Annotated in this window: 11 protein-coding genes and 1 pseudogene; 4 read left to right on the top strand and 8 right to left on the bottom strand. The window is 71.6% G+C overall.

From position 1 onward, the window contains the following. Window positions 1–107 precede the first annotated feature (107 nt). Window positions 108–479 (top strand): site-specific integrase, encoded by a 372-nt coding sequence (locus AB0I68_RS37725; RefSeq protein WP_363181947.1) that lies wholly within the window; start codon window positions 108–110, stop codon window positions 477–479. A gap of 133 nt (window positions 480–612) precedes the next feature. Here the strand turns inward: AB0I68_RS37725 and AB0I68_RS37720 are convergent, their stop codons facing one another. The 3 genes from AB0I68_RS37720 to AB0I68_RS37710 all read right to left on the bottom strand — a co-directional run bounded on the left by AB0I68_RS37720 (window position 613) and on the right by AB0I68_RS37710 (window position 6,109). Next, a complete protein-coding gene (locus AB0I68_RS37720) occupies window positions 613–3,513 on the bottom strand; it encodes an AAA family ATPase (RefSeq protein ID WP_363181946.1) in 2,901 nt (966 codons plus the stop codon). A gap of 191 nt (window positions 3,514–3,704) precedes the next feature. After that, complete coding sequence (locus AB0I68_RS37715) at window positions 3,705–5,057, bottom strand: cytochrome P450 (protein ID WP_363181945.1); 1,353 nt, start codon at window positions 5,055–5,057, stop codon at window positions 3,705–3,707. 14 nt (window positions 5,058–5,071) lie between these two features. Continuing rightward, window positions 5,072–6,109 carry a terpene synthase family protein gene (locus AB0I68_RS37710; RefSeq protein ID WP_363181944.1) on the bottom strand — a complete coding sequence of 346 codons (1,038 nt, stop codon included), beginning with the start codon at window positions 6,107–6,109 and terminating at the stop codon, window positions 5,072–5,074. 689 nt (window positions 6,110–6,798) lie between these two features. Here AB0I68_RS37710 and AB0I68_RS37705 point away from each other — a divergent pair. Beyond that, on the top strand, window positions 6,799–7,236 hold the full coding sequence (locus AB0I68_RS37705) for a hypothetical protein (RefSeq protein ID WP_363181943.1): 438 nt from the start codon (window positions 6,799–6,801) through the stop codon (window positions 7,234–7,236). Window positions 7,237–7,313: 77 nt separating this feature from the next. Here the strand turns inward: AB0I68_RS37705 and AB0I68_RS37700 are convergent, their stop codons facing one another. The 5 genes and pseudogenes from AB0I68_RS37700 to AB0I68_RS37680 all read right to left on the bottom strand — a co-directional run bounded on the left by AB0I68_RS37700 (window position 7,314) and on the right by AB0I68_RS37680 (window position 11,909). Then, a complete protein-coding gene (locus AB0I68_RS37700; RefSeq protein ID WP_363181942.1) occupies window positions 7,314–8,957 on the bottom strand; it encodes a M4 family metallopeptidase in 1,644 nt (547 codons plus the stop codon). A 749-nt stretch (window positions 8,958–9,706) separates the two neighbouring features. Beyond that, complete coding sequence (locus AB0I68_RS37695; RefSeq protein WP_363181941.1) at window positions 9,707–9,946, bottom strand: hypothetical protein; 240 nt, start codon at window positions 9,944–9,946, stop codon at window positions 9,707–9,709. Then, window positions 9,943–10,638 (bottom strand): TNT domain-containing protein, encoded by a 696-nt coding sequence (locus AB0I68_RS37690; protein ID WP_363181940.1) that lies wholly within the window; start codon window positions 10,636–10,638, stop codon window positions 9,943–9,945. The genes AB0I68_RS37695 and AB0I68_RS37690 overlap by 4 nt, the downstream gene beginning before the upstream one ends. A 285-nt stretch (window positions 10,639–10,923) precedes the next feature. Continuing rightward, window positions 10,924–11,079: pseudogene (locus AB0I68_RS37685) on the bottom strand (aminoglycoside phosphotransferase); the annotation flags it as partial. 20 nt (window positions 11,080–11,099) lie between these two features. Beyond that, window positions 11,100–11,909: a dienelactone hydrolase family protein gene (locus AB0I68_RS37680; RefSeq protein ID WP_363181939.1), complete on the bottom strand. Its 810-nt coding sequence runs from the start codon at window positions 11,907–11,909 to the stop codon at window positions 11,100–11,102. Window positions 11,910–12,498: 589 nt separating this feature from the next. Between AB0I68_RS37680 and AB0I68_RS37675 the strand changes: the two genes are divergently transcribed. Next, window positions 12,499–13,980 carry a hypothetical protein gene (locus AB0I68_RS37675; protein ID WP_363181938.1) on the top strand — a complete coding sequence of 494 codons (1,482 nt, stop codon included), beginning with the start codon at window positions 12,499–12,501 and terminating at the stop codon, window positions 13,978–13,980. Between the two features lie 28 nt (window positions 13,981–14,008). Further along, the gene (locus AB0I68_RS37670) at window positions 14,009–15,505 is read left to right on the top strand and encodes a hypothetical protein (protein ID WP_363181937.1); all 1,497 of its coding nucleotides are present in this window, start codon (window positions 14,009–14,011) and stop codon (window positions 15,503–15,505) included. The last annotated feature ends 84 nt before the right edge of the window (window positions 15,506–15,589 follow it).

Genomic DNA, 15,589 nt, shown 5'->3' with positions numbered 1-15,589 from the left:
TGGCCACCCTGGACGACCTTGCACACCTCGCCGCCCGCCTCGACACCGCCCCCACGACAAAGATCAAGACAGCGAGTTAATGATCTGCAAGCCCTAAGCACTTGATCTTGGGCGGGAGTATCACGAAAGCGGTCCGCAAGGCCCTGGCCGGGACGCCGACGCTCGACGTGTGCCCGGAGACCGGCCGGGCCCGGCTCTCCTACCGCCGGGCCGAGGAGATCTTCGAGGAGAACACCCGGCTGCTGGCCAACCCACTCGCCTCACCCGAGGACATCGAGGACCTGGACGGCTGGACCCTGCACCGGCTCAGGCACAGTGCGTTGACACACGATGCGGAGAGCGGAACGTCCACGCCGATGCTGCTGGCCCGCTCTCGCCACTCGTCCGTCCGCTCCCTGGAGCGGTACGCCCGCCCCGGCGTCGACGCGGTCGCCCGGCACGTCGCGGAGCGCGACCCCGCCGCACGTCGCCGGACGTGACACCCCTCATTCGCGGCAGCACGACGGCCCCGGGGAGTCCGGACCGTCACACACCCCTGGTTGAGGCCGCAGGCCCGATCCGCCTGCCGCTGTGATGCCTCAGCGGCAGGCGGGCGTGGTCGCGGTCCGGCCGTCAGACTCCCAGGGCTCGGCGCAAGCCGAGTCGGTCGGTGCCCAGCTTGGTGAAGACCGCCGACAGCAGCTCGGAGACCGCCTGCGCGTCGGTGTTCATCTTCGCCGCGATCGCCGTGTTCTCGAGACCGAGTGCGGCGTGCCCGGCCGCCGCGTTCTCGGCGACCGTCAAGGTGTCCTGCTCGGACGTGTGCAGCCGGCGGGGGCGCAGCCCGGCCGACGCGAGCTGGGCACGGGCGCGGCGTGCGAGGGCATCGGCGCCGCAGGCGGCAGCCGTCTCCATGCCCCGGTAGAGCTGCTGCGCCGCCCGGTGCGGGTCACCGAGGGTGTGCAGGGCCGTGCCGTGATCGACGAGCGCGTGGGCGAGTTCGCAGGCGGCCGGGGACTGTTCGAGGCGGTCCACCGCCTCCTGCAACAGGACGGCGGCCTGAGCCGGGTCCCTGGTCGCCGCAGACACCCGCAGGGCGTGTCCGATCACGCTCGACGTTCCGAACGCACGGGCCCGGGCCACTGCTTCGGCCGCCGTGGCGCGTGCCTGCTCGGGCTCGCGGGCCACCTGCGCGAGCGCCAGATCGAGTTGCCACGGACTCCAGGACGGATTGCGGGTGCCGCGCAGATCCAGGCGTTTGCCGGCCGCGGCGAGGTGCTGCACCGCCTCCTCGACCCTGCCCTGGGCCAGGAGGAGCTTGCCCCACACGGCTTGGGGGTCGGGGTAGACGACCGCCTGCGGAAAGCCTTCCCCCAGCTTGTACGCATGGGCGACCCGCTGCGCATCCCCGGTGTTCCCGCGGGCGAGCAGGGTCTCGATGAGGGTGCCGATCGCGTACCACTGCGCCGGGGTCCCGTGTCCGATGCGGTCGGCGATCTGCAGGCCGTTGCGTACGAAGTCCTCGGCCTCGGCGAGGCGCCCGCGCCGGTAGCGGACGTACCCGAGCAGGGTGTACACGAACGACAGGTGTGCGCCCCGCCAGCCCTTCGCCTCGAACTCGACGATGCCCGCGTTGAACAGGTCCTCGGCGCGGCCCGGCTGGTCGCAGTACATGAGGGTGACCGCGACGGAGGCCGGCACTTCGAACCCGAAGTCCTGGTCGGTCCAGCTCATGCCGCCGTCCAGCGCCTGATCCGCGTACTCCAGGGCCGTGGTGGCGGGTTCGCCGCGCATGGCGGCGTCCCAGGCCCGCAGGCCCAGGATGTGCCGCTCGGCCAGGCCGCGGCCGGTGATCCGTTTGGCGAACTGGGCGAGGAGCCGGGAGCGGGCGGGCGAGTTCTCCTCGTCGACCCGGACCGAGTTCCATTTGAACTGCTCGGCCTGCATGCGCAGCCGGGTACGGGAGTTCGTGGCACGCCTGGCCTCGTCCGCGAGGAGTGCGGAGGCCTCCGCCAGCTGACCCGTGTGGGCGAGGGCCTGGGCGAGGCGGTACGTGATCGCCTCCCGCAGGCTCTGTTCGGTCTTGGGCTCTTCCAGGGCGGCCCTGAGCTGGTTGATGGTGGTCGCAGGATCGTGGAGGAGGTTGGCGGAGCCGAGCTCGAACAGCACCTCGGCCCGGTCCTCGACGTCCGGCGGTTCGCGCAGCGCCCTGGCCAGATAGCGGCGTGCGGCATCGGGCGCTCCCGCGGAGAAGCTGTCGCGGGCGGCCTGGCGCAGCTGCTGTACCACCCAGGGATCGGCGTCGGGGTGCATCTCGAGCAGATGGCGGGCCGCAGCCGCGGCACCCTGTCCGTCGTCGACGAGGGCTTGCGCGGCCATTCCGTGCATGGCGACGCGCACACTGGGCGGGATCGAGCGGTACACGGCGGTGGCGATGAGGGGATGGAAGAACTCCACGACCTCTTTGCGGCGCAGGCTCGTGAGGACGGTCAGGATGCGCGCGGCACGCAGTCGGTCGATGGCCTCGGTGACCTGGGCCTCACCGAGGGCCGCCACGCTTCCGACGATGCTGGTCGGGACCGCGGTGCCCAGCACCGCGGCGGCCCACGCGAGCCGGACGGTGGACGGCCCGAGCTGTTCGAGGCGGGCGATCAGTCCGCTGCCCTTGACCGCGGAGGCCAGATCGCGCAGCTCGGGGATGCTGTCCTGGTTCGGCTTCAGCTCGCGGTCGCGGCCCTTCATGGCCAGCTCGACGACCTCGAAGGGGTTTCCGCCGGTGATCGCCCAGCACTCCCGGCAGAACACGTCATCGGCGCTCTGGCCGAGAGCGTCGCGCACTATGCGGGCCACCGCGCTCGTGGTGAGGGGAGCCAGCTCGTGCGGGCGCGTCCCCTGGCGCCCCAGCAGGGCGCGCAGGGCGCCGGCGCCGGCGGGGATCTCGTCCGGCCTGCAGGCCACCATGATCAGCATGGCCAGTTCCTCGGCGCGGGCCGTGAACGCGGTCAGCCACGCCAGGGACTCGGCGTCCGCCCAGTGCGCATCGTCGAGGACCAGGACGACAGGGGCGCTGCGCACCGTCAGATGGGTGACGACCCAGTCCAAGCCGTCGCGCACGCCCTGCGGGTCGGGCGCCGTGGGGACCTCCGGGGCGGCGGTCAGTCCGAGCGCCGGGGCGACGATGTTGTACCAGGTGCCGAGGACCTCGCGCCGTTCGGCCTCGGTCATGGCGGCGAACGCCGGTTGGATGAGCTGCCGCATCACGTGGAACGGCACCTGCTTCTCCTGCTCGCCGCCGCGGGCGAACAGGACGGTGCAGTTGCGCTCGGCGGCGTGCCGGCGGGCCTCCGCGAGCAGGGTGGTCTTGCCGATGCCGCCCGACCCGGCGAAGGTCAGGACACCTCCGCGGCGGGCGGCGGGACCGTTGTCCGTGACGCCGCAGAGATCGTCCACCGCACGGTGGATCGCGAGAATCTCGGACTCCCGCTCGAGCAGAGGCTGGGACGCCCACCCTCGCGGTTCCGTGACATGTGACATTCCTGCCCCCTCCTGCACGTGCGGCCGAGTGTACGACCCGGGGAGCGAGAAATTGCTGCTTAAGCACATTATTGCGGGATCACGTCACTCGAAAGGGAGCGACGCTGTATCCTCCGCCGATCCCACGAGCGGTGTGACGTCCGAAGACCGGTGAACTCACCGTGAATTGAGCGGGGACCGATCGGCCTCCGTCAGTGGCGTGAAACAGGGATCATGGGCAGCTCGCTGGGCTGGGGTATGCCCGCCGGGAGTTCACGTACCGTCACGCCCGGAGCGGGGACCAATTTCCACCGGGACGCCACGGTCGCCACCGCGGTCAGGATCTCCGCCACGGCGAACGAATCCCCGATGCACTTGTGCTGGCCGGCCCCGAACGGGATGTACCTGTGGGCGCGAGGCTGCTCGTCCCCGTCCTCCCGCCAGCGGTCCGGATCGAAGGTCGTGGGATCGCGGAACAGCGCGGGGTCCCGGTGCAACGCGTACGGACTGTAGGCCAATTCCGCTCCGGCCGGTATGGAGACACCGCCCAGGGTGAGGGGCTCCAGGGCCCGCCTGGTGAAGAGCAGGGGCGAGTGCAGGCGCAGCGCCTCCTGGAACACGTTGTTCGCGTACGTCAGCCGTGGAAGGTCGGCGGGGCGGACGGGGCGCTGGCCCACGACCGCGTCGACCTCTTCGTGGAGGCGCTTCTCCACATCGGGGTGTCGGCCGAGCTCGTGGAAGATCCAGGCCAGGGTGGTGGCGGGGGTCTCCGTCCCGGCGAACATGATCGCGATGACCTCGTCCCGTACCTGCTCGGGGCTCATCTTCGCGCCCGTCTCGGCGTCCACGCTGGACAGCAGCAGGGAGAGGAGGTCGTGACGGTCCTCCTGTTCGACGCCGCACTGCGCGATCGCCTGGTCGATGATCCGGCGCAGGCGGGCGGCCGCCGTGTCGAACCTGCGATGGGGCGGGATGGGCAGCCGGTCCAGGGATTTGGGCATCACGACACGGAGGAGCATGCCCTGCAGGACGATGGGCAGCGAGCGGTGCACCTCCGCGATCGCGGCCCCGCTCAGGCCTCCCGAGAAGGTCATGTCGGCGACCGAGGACAGGGCGTACCGGCGCGTCTCGTTGAGCATCGAGACCTCGCGGCCCGCCGTCCACGAGGCGCACATCGCTTCCGCCGCCCGGCACATCACCTCGGCGTACTCGGCGATGTGGTCGCGGTGGAAGGCCGGTTGCACCATCCGGCGCTGCTTGCGGTGGAACTCGCCGTCGGTCGTCACGATGCCGTTGCCGAACATCGGACGGAGCCGGTCGAAGATCCTGCCCCGGCCGAACTGCTGGGCCTGCCGGACCAGTACGGCGTGGACGTGGTCCGGGCTCGTGAGCACGTGGACGGGCCAGGTGCCGATGTCGAGGCGCACGATGTCGCCGTGCTCGCGCAGTGATTCGAGGAACGCGATCGGCTGCCGCCACAGGGGGAGTGCGTGGCCCAGGAGGGGTATCCGCCCCGGAGCCGCGGGGGCGTGGACCACAGGGCCGGGATGTTCCACATGGGCCATGGGTCGACTCCTTGTCATGCCACCGAGACCAGGTCCGGGCGGATGTACGCAGACTCCAGCCCGGCTGCGAACCGTTCGTCGCTGTACCGAGTGCACTCGTAACGCTGCCACAGATCGGTGCCGATCATCCAGTCCTCGTAACTCCGCACGCACCGCGAGACCGCCGCATGTACGGCCGGGTCCATCTCCCCCTGGGCGCCGATGACTTGAAACAGGCGGCGCTCCGCCGCCACGTAGTCCTCTATGCGGACCTGGATGCGGCCCTCGACCGCCTGGACGGCGTCCGGCAGCGGGCATCCCTCCCAGGAGGAGATGAGGGAGACGAGGTTGTTGTTGTCCCCGCAGGCGTGCTCCTTCCGCAGGGAGAACACGTCGTTGCCCCACGAGATGATGTCGACGGCGCTCTCGACGACCGCCCGGAAAGCGGGAAGGTCGTGGATGCGCTGCGGCAGGTCGATTCCCAGTCCCGCCTCGACCATGTCCATCATCGGCAGCAACTGGGAACTGTGCCGGCGCATGAGGACGTAGTCCTGGATCGAAGGACGTCCGCCGGTCCCGCGATTGCCCGCCTCCTGGTCCAGGGAGCGCAGCATCAGCGGGACATGAGCCCGGTATCGGGCCGCGGTTCCCGCGGACATCCCGGCGAGGATCCGGTCGCACAGATCGACGAATCCGTTCACCAGCGGATTGCGGCGCGATGACGCCCTGTTGATCCTGCCTGTGTCCAGATATTCGGCGATGGCGTCGGTGACGGGCCGCCAGGCCGCAACTTCACCCGTCCTGATGAGATGGTCGTGCTGATCGTCCAGGACGAACGACCAGGCCATCCACTCGGCGAGCAGGACGATGGTGTCGAACGGCACCTCGCCGCTCACCCGGCCCGCAAGATGGCCGCAGCCGATGCCCGCGAACTGGTCCACGGCATCGGTGACGAGCTCGTGACGCAGCGCCCAGGACGTGGCTTCGGCGTTGGCCCGTGCGGCCAGTGGATGCTTGGAGTTCCCGAACGGAAGATGGAAATCGGGAACGGGGAAAGGGTCGAGCCGGGCCATTGATCCCCCCACGGAAGAGTCGGATTCGCCAATACCCGCTCAATGTACGATCGTGATGGCATGTGCGATTTCAGAGCACCCCGCTGCTGAGGTACCGTGTCGCGGCTCCTCAACCGCGACTGTTCGGAATGAATCGGGCGCCAAGTGACCGGATCCCACCTACACACGACTACATCAGGCCACTCGTGAAGTAATTAACTCGCAGGGCGCAGCGCACTGTCAATGTAGGAAGTGGGGAGATGCTGAATGCGCTGCGAAATTACCGAAGGAATATTCGCCCCGGAAGTGCGGGCGGCATAGTCGCCGCCGCCTTCAGGAGGTCCGCCCGGTGGCCGTGTGGGCTCCCAGGAGGGGGGACTCGGCCGGCGAAGCGGGGTCCGACAGCTGGCCGTAGGCCTCTTCCGGCCACTGATGCGAGCGCGGGAGCGCCTGCCCCCGGGGGCGCAGGTGCGTAGCGGAGCGGATGTCGCGCGCGGGGCGCCCGAGCTCCTTCGTGACCAGGGCCGTGTCGCATGGGAGCGGCGTGAACACCGCCGGGCGGCGAGGGCTGTTGCGTGCCCCGTCAGGCCCGGCGGCAGCAAGTCGGCTGGCCGTGCGGCGGGTTGGAGGGTGGCCGAAGACCGCCGTGCAGGTACCGGGTGCTCCCTACACTGCGAAGGAAGGCGACCGTCCGGGGAAGGGCGGGGAACATGACCGAGCACGATGCGGCAGACGCGGGGGACGGTCGGGATGACGATGTCCTGGGTCCCTACCTGGAGGTCCTGCGAGCTCGCCTGAACGGGGAGCGGTTCGAGGTGCTCATCCGGGCCGTCCAGACGACCTGCGCATTGCTGGCCGACGGCCGGGAGGCCGTCCTCGAGGTGCCGGGTGACGGACAGCTCGCCCCCGATCTGCAGCGCGAGTACCTGTCCCTCATGGCGGTGATGATCACGGGCCACCTCGACCACCGCCTCGTCGAACTGGCCGCCCCCGACGGCGGCAAGGGCTGGGCCGTCGTGGACAACACCCGCCCGCAGCAGGAGCACGCGCCGTCGACGTCCGCACCGCCCTGCGATGCGGCCGAGCGGGCGTGGATCGCCAAGGAGCTCGACGGCATCGCCCGCGCCACCGACTCCACGTCCCCGTGACCGCCGTGCCGGGCGAGAGGGACGCGAAAGTGCCGGCAGGCCCCTTCCGGGACCTGCCGGCACGCTGAGCCGAGGCGTCAGTTGACGTTGACGCCGGACCACGCAGCGGCAACTGCCTGGTACTCGGCGGACGTCGCGCCGTACAGGTCGCCCGCCGCGCTCAGGGTCGCCGCACGGGCACCCTTGTAGTCCGTGGTGGAGGTCATGTACACGGTGAGTGCGCGGTACCAGACCTGCAGGGCCTTGTCACGGCCGATGCCGGTGACGGAGGAACCGTTGGAGGTGGGGCTGTCGTAGGCGACGCCGTTGATGGTCTTCGCGCCGCTGCCCTCGGACAGCAGGTAGAAGAAGTGGTTGGCGACGCCCGAGGAGTAGTGGACGTTGAGGTTGCCGACACCGGAGGACCAGTAGTCGGCCGAGTTGCCGTCCTTGGAGGGCTTGTCCATGTAACGCAGCGGCTTGCCGTCGCCGTTGAGGTTGATCAGCTCGCCGATGAGGTAGTCGCCCTTGTCCGCACTCAGGTTGGCGTAGAACTCCACGCCGGTGCCGAGGATGTCGGACGTGGCCTCGTTCAGGCCGCCGGACTCGCCCGAGTAGTTCAGGCCGGCGGTGTTCGCGGTGACGCCGTGGCTCATCTCGTGACCGGAGACGTCCAGTTCGGTCAGCGGGTGGGTGTTGCTCGCGCCGTCGCCGTACGTCATGCAGAAGCAGGAGTCGCTCCAGAAGGCGTTGACGTAGTTGCGGCCGTAGTGGACCCGGCTGTACGCGCCGACGCCGTCGTTGCGGATGCCGCTGCGGCCGAAGACGTTCTTGTAGAAGTCCCAGGTGACCGCGGCGCCGTACTGGGCGTCGACCGCCGCCGACTGGCCGTTGGCGACGGTGCCGTCACCCCAGGCGTTGTCGGCGTCGGTGTACAGGGTGCCGTTGCCCGCGGTCTTGCCGGAGAGGTTGACGGTGTACTGGCCGCCGCGCGTGGCGTCCTTCAACTGGTACGTGGAACCCGTGTAGTTGGTCGTCAGCGGTACGGAGCCGACGAACACGCCCTTGCCGCTGCCGGTGGCGTTGGCGGTCTGGATCCCCTCGTGGGTGGAGAGGACCTCGCCGCTCGCCGCGTCGGTGACGATGCGCTGGCTGCTGGGGGTGCCGTCGGCGCGCATGCCCTCGACGAGGGTCTCGTACGCGAGTCGCGGGGTGCCGGAGGCGGCCCAGACGACCAGACGGGGGGTGCCGGTCCGGTCGACCGAGGTCAGGGCCGGCTCGTCGGCGTCCTTCGCGATGCCGACGGTGGCGTTCACGGTACCGGTCGCCTGGGCGGCGGCCTGGCTCGCGGAGAGCTTCGGGGAGAGCGAGGCCGGAGCGATGGAGTGCGGGACCGCCTTGTCCACCGACTTCACGGCGCCCTTGGCGTCCTGGTGGACTATCAGGTCGCCGCCGATGACGGGGAGGCCGTTGTAGGTGCGCTCGTAGCGCACGTGACGGCTGCCGTCCGCGTCGGTCACGACGTCCTTGACGGCCAGCTTCTCCGAGTTGCCCAGCCCGAGGGCGCGGGCCGTGGCGGGGGCATCGCTGCCGGCCTGGGCGAGCAGGGCGGCGCGCTGCTGTGCGGGGCCGGGAGAGGCGGGCGTGGGGGCCGCCTGCGCCAGCCCGGCGCTGACCTGGATGGCGCCGGCGAGCAGAGCCGAGGTGGAGAGGACGGCTCCGATGGCGAGCTTTCGCTTCACGTAGGTCTTCCTTCTGGATCCAACCGCGTGTGCGCGGTCGCGCCTCGTTCCGGGGCACCGGGGTGAGTGCCTGCAGGGGGCGGAACGGGCGCTGTGGTGCTGCTCCGTACGGCTCCGCGGCACCTGCCGGAGGCGATTGACCGGCGGTGCCGCCCGTATTGAGGCTGTCGGAAGCATGACAATCCGCTGGATCGAATGAACAGACCCGGAATGGAATTGGCACAGTTCCGCCATGACGGAGCGTCAGAAGGTGACCTGGACGACCTCAGATGGTTGGGGTGAAACCGGTCGAACCGGACCACCGGAACAGGGTTACCCGACGTAGGTCCGGAGCGCTTGTCGGGGAATTCAGTGCCATCTCCGACATTGCCGTCGACGTTACAGCCGTGTTGCTTCTGTGTGTTCGGCCGCGGGGCCGGTTCCGGGGGTGGCGGAAATTCGCCACCCCCGGACGGTTGCCCGCCTTTGCCGGCGCCTGTTAGACGCGCGGGCAGGGGCCTGGCCTGCGGATGTGGGCCCCTCAAGGCCGCGGCCCCCGGCCGGGTGGGCCGTGGGGGGCTTCGTGGCGTGCGGGGAATGCGGCCCGGGCCGCGGGGCCGGCAGGGGTGAATGCCGGTGTGAATGACCCGCGGTCCACCGGAATTCGAGTGGGCTTCCGGCGTCGCGGCTTCAGCGGTAAACCCGATGAATCGCGGGCGTGCACGTCGGTTGCCGGTTCTGCGGGCCGCCTGTGAGTCCCGCTTCGTCCTTCAGCGGCCGAGCAGGGTACGAAGGTGCGCGCACGCCCCGGCTTCGGTCGTGTGCTCGGCGACCGGCTCGTGGACGCCCCGCTCGTACACCCCCGTCTCCCAGCCTCCCCCGGGCCGCGCCCGCAGATAGACGAAGTCGGGTGGAGGGGGCGCGGGTTCGTGGACGCCCTCGATCCAGTAGTACCCGTCGGGCACTGCGGCCTCCCGGAGCGCCCGTTCGAGCTCGTGCCGGTGGTTCACGGGGTGACGCGGACCAGGTAGCCGTTGTCGATCAGCCAGAGGACGTTCAGGCGCTGCCCGGCGCCCGGGTCGAGGAAGGCCGGATCCAGCTTGATCTGCCGACCGCCGCCGGGCTGCTCGAACCAGGGAGCTATCGAGCCCTCCCAGACCACGAAGGGCTTGGTCACCTTGTACACGTGGTAGTCGCAGGGGAAGGCCGCGTCCCGGGTGTTGAGGTTCTGCGGGGGCAGCGCCCGCTTCGCGTACGAGTCCCCGGCCGGAGCGAGGTACGCGCCGTACTCGGAGCCGAACCGGTCCAGCTGCTCGCCCTCGGCCAGCACTGCGGGGGCCTTGTCGACGGTGCCGTTGACCTCGCCGAAGCCGTCGTTCGGCGGGTACTTCCAGCTGCCGGTGTCGGCCGGTCCCTCCCAGTACTTCTTGAGGAACGCGCCGGACGAGAGCTTCCCGGTGTGGTGGTAGCCCCTGAGCAGCGGCCCGACCGGCGGCTGCGAGTTCCGCGGCAGGTGCTGCGGCCCGAGCCGCTTGTCGCCCTTGAACTCGCCCGTGCAGGACGCCGGCGGTGCGGCGACCGCCGCGGGAGCGGCGGATTCGGCCGGGGCCGCCTGGGCGGCCGGTGCCGCCGCGAGGGCAGCGGTGACTCCCATCGCGGCGAGGACGGCGCGGATCCTCAGGTCGGTACGGCTGCGCTCCATGCGGGACTCCTTCGGTGAGCCGGTCGGGGCGCGGCACAGGGTAGTGGATCTTCAACGGACGGTGAGAGGTGCCGGATGCGAATCGGCCACCTCGTCGCTGACGGCGCGTCGACGCGCGGCACCTCCGTCGGCGCAGGGCTGCGGGCACGGTGAGTGCGCCGCCGCTCACCCCCCGTCGGGCTGCGCGACGGGAGGCGGGCCGGAGTCCTTGAAACGCTCTTTGCGCAGGAGCGCAGGAGCGCAGGAGCGCAGGAGCGCAGGAGCGCAGGAGCGCAGGAGCGCCGGGGCGCGCGGCAGGCGCACGGCCAACTCGCCACCAAGGCGCCACAGTTCGTTGTCCCAGCCCGCGGGTACCCGGCGCAGGCTCAGCTCCGACAGGTCCGGGTGCTGATCCCGCAACAGCGCACGCACCAACGGCTCGTCGATGTCGAGGCGGTCCATACGGTCAGCCCTTCAGCCCTTCAGCCCTTCAGCCGTTCGTGCAGGAACGCGGTGACGTCCGCACGGGCCTTGAAGGCGGGGTGGTCCTCCGGGGTTTCGCGGACCTCCAGCGTCAGCACCGCATGGGCCAGGCGGCCGAAGCCGTCGCCATTGCCGGGGGAGGAGCTGAGCCGGATGACCTTGAAGGCGTCCCCGAGCCGGGAGCGCAGGGTGTCGAACCGCTCCTCCGGGGCCATCCAGTCCTCACTGAAGCGGAGCCCCATGACGCAGAGGCCGTTGTTCCGTGTGCGGTCGACGACGCGCTGCAGTTCGTCCTCGGAGACACCGGCGTCCGCGCGCCGGGCGGCCGTCAGGGCGATCGGGGTCGAGGGCTGGCTCATGACGGGGGCCAGGACGGAGTCGTCCACGGCGGCGGCCAGGGCGAAACCGCCCGTGAAGCAGAGGCCGATGACGCCGACCCCCGCGGCGGGGGTACGGGCCGCGAGGTCGCGGGCGAGGGCCCGGAGGTAGTCGGCGACGGGCCGGCGGGCGTTCGTGGCAAAGGCCCGGAACTCCGCGGAGACGCACACGCGGGCGAAGACGGCCGCCGTCCGGGCGACGGAGACGGGCTTGCCCGGCGTGCCGAACAACGACGGCATCACGACGGTGAACCCCTCGCCCACCAGGTGCTCGGCGAGGCCGAGCACCTCGGGCGTGATGCCGGGCAGCTCCGGCAGGAGCACCACGCCGGGGCCTTCGCCCTTCTCGAAGCAGTCGTACGTGAGCCCCTCGGCGGAGAAGGGAGCCCGGCGCCATCCGGCGAGGGTGGCGGTCGGTGCGGTGCCTGTCATTGCTCCTGCTTTCGGTCGGCGTCGAGGGGCGGTCGGGTCCTGGCGTCGGCAGCCGACTGTACGCCGCGTTCATGCCAAGAATGTTTCCCGGGGCCCCGGACCCGTGCGGGTGCCCTTCGGCGGATCCGCACCGCCGGGACGGTGGTCCGCCGCTACGGTCGCCCCGTCGGCACCCGCACCGGCCCGGTGGCCGGGCCCGACCCGCAGGAGACACGGTGACGCCGCAAGATCCCGATGCGTCCCTGCGTGCTGGCCGACACCGAGCGGGTCCTGGGGCTCGTCCCACCGCCCCTCGCCTGACGTCCGGCGGAGCGCGCGGGCGGGTGCCGGATCGGCGTGCGTCAACAACGAGGGGCCGGAGTCATCCTCCCGGGGCCGTCCCACCCCGTCGGGTGAACGGGGCGGCTGCCGGACCGCCACCGCCCCGTGGGCAGAGGCCCGGGAGGGGGCCGGGCCGAGGTCCGCACGGCGGCTGACACGCGGAAACGAGGGTCCGGCCGGACGGAAAGGATCACATTCGGTGCCACGATTCCCCCGCACACAGCGGGCAAGGCTGCGAAGCCGTTGCACAGGGATGAGAGGTAGGAAAGTGGCGCCTCAGGTGGTCGACGAAACGGCTCAGCGTCTCCCCACGCGGAAGGGTCCGGATGCCGCCGCCCAGAGCGCGGCCCCGGCCGAACCCGCTCCGGCCGAACCCGCTCCAGCCGCACCGGAACCGGCCCCGGAGCGGATCGATGCCGAGCTCCTCATCGCGGCGTCGGTCCTGCTCGCGGACGCGGCCCTCACGGCCAAGCAGTCCGGCGCGGAGCTGACCGGGGCCTTGTTCAGCTGGCGGTTCGGGCTGGAGGCGCTGCGGCGCCCCGGCTGGGCGCTCGGCACGGCCCTCTCCTGCACCCAGGCGCTGACCGCCTCCAGCGGGCTCGGGTTCGGGGCCAACGGCGGCCTGGTCGGCGAACTCGCCCGGATGGCCGGGAGCATGACGTACCGTCGCCCCGCCAAGGTGGCCATGGCCGTGGACGCCTTCGCCCTGCGGATCAAGGCGGCCGCGGTCGAACACCCCAACCTCGGCTCGCCGGCCGCACGCCGCCTCACCGACGCCATGGTGGCCGGGAACCGGCTGGAGGCACTGCGGGCGGCGTTCGGGCTGATCGAGCTGCTGGGCGTGACCCGCGCCCTGACCACGGTGAGCCCCGTGATCATGGAGCTGCTGGCCCTGCTCGGCATGCTCGACGAGAACCCGGTCAACGACGACTTCTCGTGGGTGACGCTCGCCGGGGGCGTACCGACCACCGACCCGTTCCTCGGACTGCCGAGTTCGGTCCTGGGGTTCCTCAACCCCGGGCCGGGCCGGGCCGAGCGCACCGAGCCGGACCCGATCCTCGCGAAGGTGCTCGCCACCTCCCGCAACGACATCGTCAGCTACGTCAACGACATCGGGGCCCTCGGCAACCACGGGCTGGTGCTGCTGCGCCGCGTCGCGTGCGCCGACGGCGCCGTACGGTACGTGCTCCTGCTGCCCGGCACGAGCTTCGGGCTGCTGAGCAACAGCACCCCGCAGGACCTGGTCGGCGCGTTCGACGGGCTGCTGCGCACCGATACGACGTACACCCGTGCCGCGAAGAAGCTGCTCCAACGGGCCGGGGTGCCGGCCGGCGCGGACCTGATGATCGTCGGGCACAGCCTCGGCGGGCTGACCGCGATGAACCTCGCGACCGACGTGGAGGTGTCCGCCACCTACCGGGTCACGCACGTCGTCACGCTCGGCTCCCCGATCGACGGCAAGCGGCCCGCCGACCACACCACGCAGGTGATCAGCCTCGTCAACAAGCACGACGTGATCCCGATGCTGGACGGGCGCGGCCCGGCCGCGCCCCACGACATCCCCGACAGCTGGGTCGAACTGGCCTGGCTGGACGAGTCGTACGACTACCCGCTGTCGCACGCCCCGCAGGCGTACTCCGACACCCTGCGCGGGGAGCTGACGCACTACCGGGATCAGGTCAACAAGCTGATCAGCGCCTACGACGGCGAAGTCGTCGGCAACCAGCCGTACATGCTGCGCGACAAGTGACCACAAGGGACCACAAGGGAGACGACCGATGACCACTGCCGACAGCCCGGCCACCCCGGCGCGACGTCCCGCGACGGCCTGGCCCCTGGAGAACGCCGTGTTCAGCGCGGCGATGGTCGCCCAGCGCCTGCCGTGGGTGGATGCCCCGGCCCGCGCCCTGGGGCTGGACGTGCTGACCCGGGAAGGGGTGACGCGCCGGCTGCTGGCGTTCCTGCGGCGCTCCCGCTCCGGGCGGCCGGTGCAGCTGCGCACCCCGTTCGGGCCCTTCCTCCTGCCGTTGGCCGCCGCCGACGCCGCGGGCCTGCTCGCCCGGGCGGACGAGGCGGGGGCGCTCGCGCCCGCGGTCGGCCTCACGGCCGGCGGGCACCGGTACGGGCTGTCACCGCACGTGCCGCTGCCCCGGGACGCGGCCGTACCGGCCGCCGAACTGGGCGGCCTGCTGGCCGAGGACGTGGACCGGGTGATCGCGGCCCGGCGCGGGGACGGCACGCTGGAGTGGCACGACTGGAACCGCGGCATGCTGCGGCTGAGCCGGCGCGTGGTGGTGGGCGCCGCAGCCGTCGAGGACACGCTGCTCAGCGAGGTGCTCGCGGCGGCGGTGGCGGCTGCGGACAGCAGGTCGTACGAGGGCCGGGCCGAGGCCCTGCGGCGCCGGCTGGCACTGCACCTGGCCGACCCGGACCCGGCCTCCCTGGCGGGCCGGCTGACGGCGCAGGGCGCGGGTCGTGGCGGCACCGATCCGGAGGCCGTCGTACCGGCCGTCGCGCACGCGCTCGCCCTGGTGTCCGAGGCCGCAGCCGGGACCGTGCTCCAGGCGCTGGCCCTGCTCGCCGTGGGCGCAGCCGCCTCCCCGGAGGCGGCCGTGGGCGAGGCACTGCGCCGCCATCCGCCGGTGGCCGCGGCCGTGTACCCCGTACGGGCCGACTTCGTATGGCAGGACCTGGCGGTCGAGGCCGGGACCGAGATCCTGCGGGTGCCCGGCTGGCTGCGCGGTCTGGACGACGAGGGCCGCCCGGACCCGGCGCCGTCGGGGGTGTCGGCGACGGCGGTGACCGAGGGGATGCCGCCGCTGTGCGGGGCACCGACCGGGTGCGCGGCGACACGGTTCGCGGCGCTCGTCGCGGAACAGATCGTACGGGCCGTCACGGAGGCGGTCCGCCCGGTGGTGATCTCCCCGCAGTTCACCGCGGACCGGCTGCCGGACACCCTCGATCCGCGGACGCTGGTCGTGGCGCTCGAGGACCTCACCGCCCGGCCGGGCGACGGGCGGGTGACGGTCGGCATGCCGACGGCGGTGCCGGTCTCTGCGTTCGGCTACGCCCCGGCGGCGTACGGAGCCCTGGCGCACGCCAGCGCCGACCGGCTGGAGCGGCACGCGGAGAGCCTGGCGGCCTGTGCCGGGAACAGCGGCTGGAGCACCGACGAGGAGGGGGAGCGGTTCCGCATGGTCCTGCTGAGCCACGCCGAGCGGTGCGCGAACGCGGCCGACGGCGTACGGCGGGCAGCGAAGCGGCTGACGGACTGAGGTGGACGGGTTCATGCACACTTCGGCATCCTTCCCCGCGCCCGCGCCCGCGCCCGCGCCCGTCAGCAGCGCGCTGGCCCCGAT

Origin of the sequence: Streptomyces sp. NPDC050448 (assembly GCF_040655295.1) — a bacterium.
Classification (GTDB): domain Bacteria; phylum Actinomycetota; class Actinomycetes; order Streptomycetales; family Streptomycetaceae; genus Streptomyces.
This window is presented reverse-complemented; position numbering and strand designations above follow the sequence as displayed.

Bases quoted from the DNA above. Each gene is read 5' to 3' on its own strand.
- AB0I68_RS37710 (WP_363181944.1), bottom strand. From the start codon at position 6,109: ATGGCCCGGCTCGACCCTTTCCCCGTTCCCGATTTCCATCTTCCGTTC.
- AB0I68_RS37705 (WP_363181943.1), top strand. From the start codon at position 6,799: ATGACCGAGCACGATGCGGCAGACGCGGGGGACGGTCGGGATGACGAT.
- AB0I68_RS37720 (WP_363181946.1), bottom strand. From the start codon at position 3,513: ATGTCACATGTCACGGAACCGCGAGGGTGGGCGTCCCAGCCTCTGCTC.
- AB0I68_RS37690 (WP_363181940.1), bottom strand. From the start codon at position 10,638: ATGGAGCGCAGCCGTACCGACCTGAGGATCCGCGCCGTCCTCGCCGCG.
- AB0I68_RS37680 (WP_363181939.1), bottom strand. From the start codon at position 11,909: ATGACAGGCACCGCACCGACCGCCACCCTCGCCGGATGGCGCCGGGCT.
- AB0I68_RS37715 (WP_363181945.1), bottom strand. From the start codon at position 5,057: ATGGCCCATGTGGAACATCCCGGCCCTGTGGTCCACGCCCCCGCGGCT.
- AB0I68_RS37670 (WP_363181937.1), top strand. From the start codon at position 14,009: ATGACCACTGCCGACAGCCCGGCCACCCCGGCGCGACGTCCCGCGACG.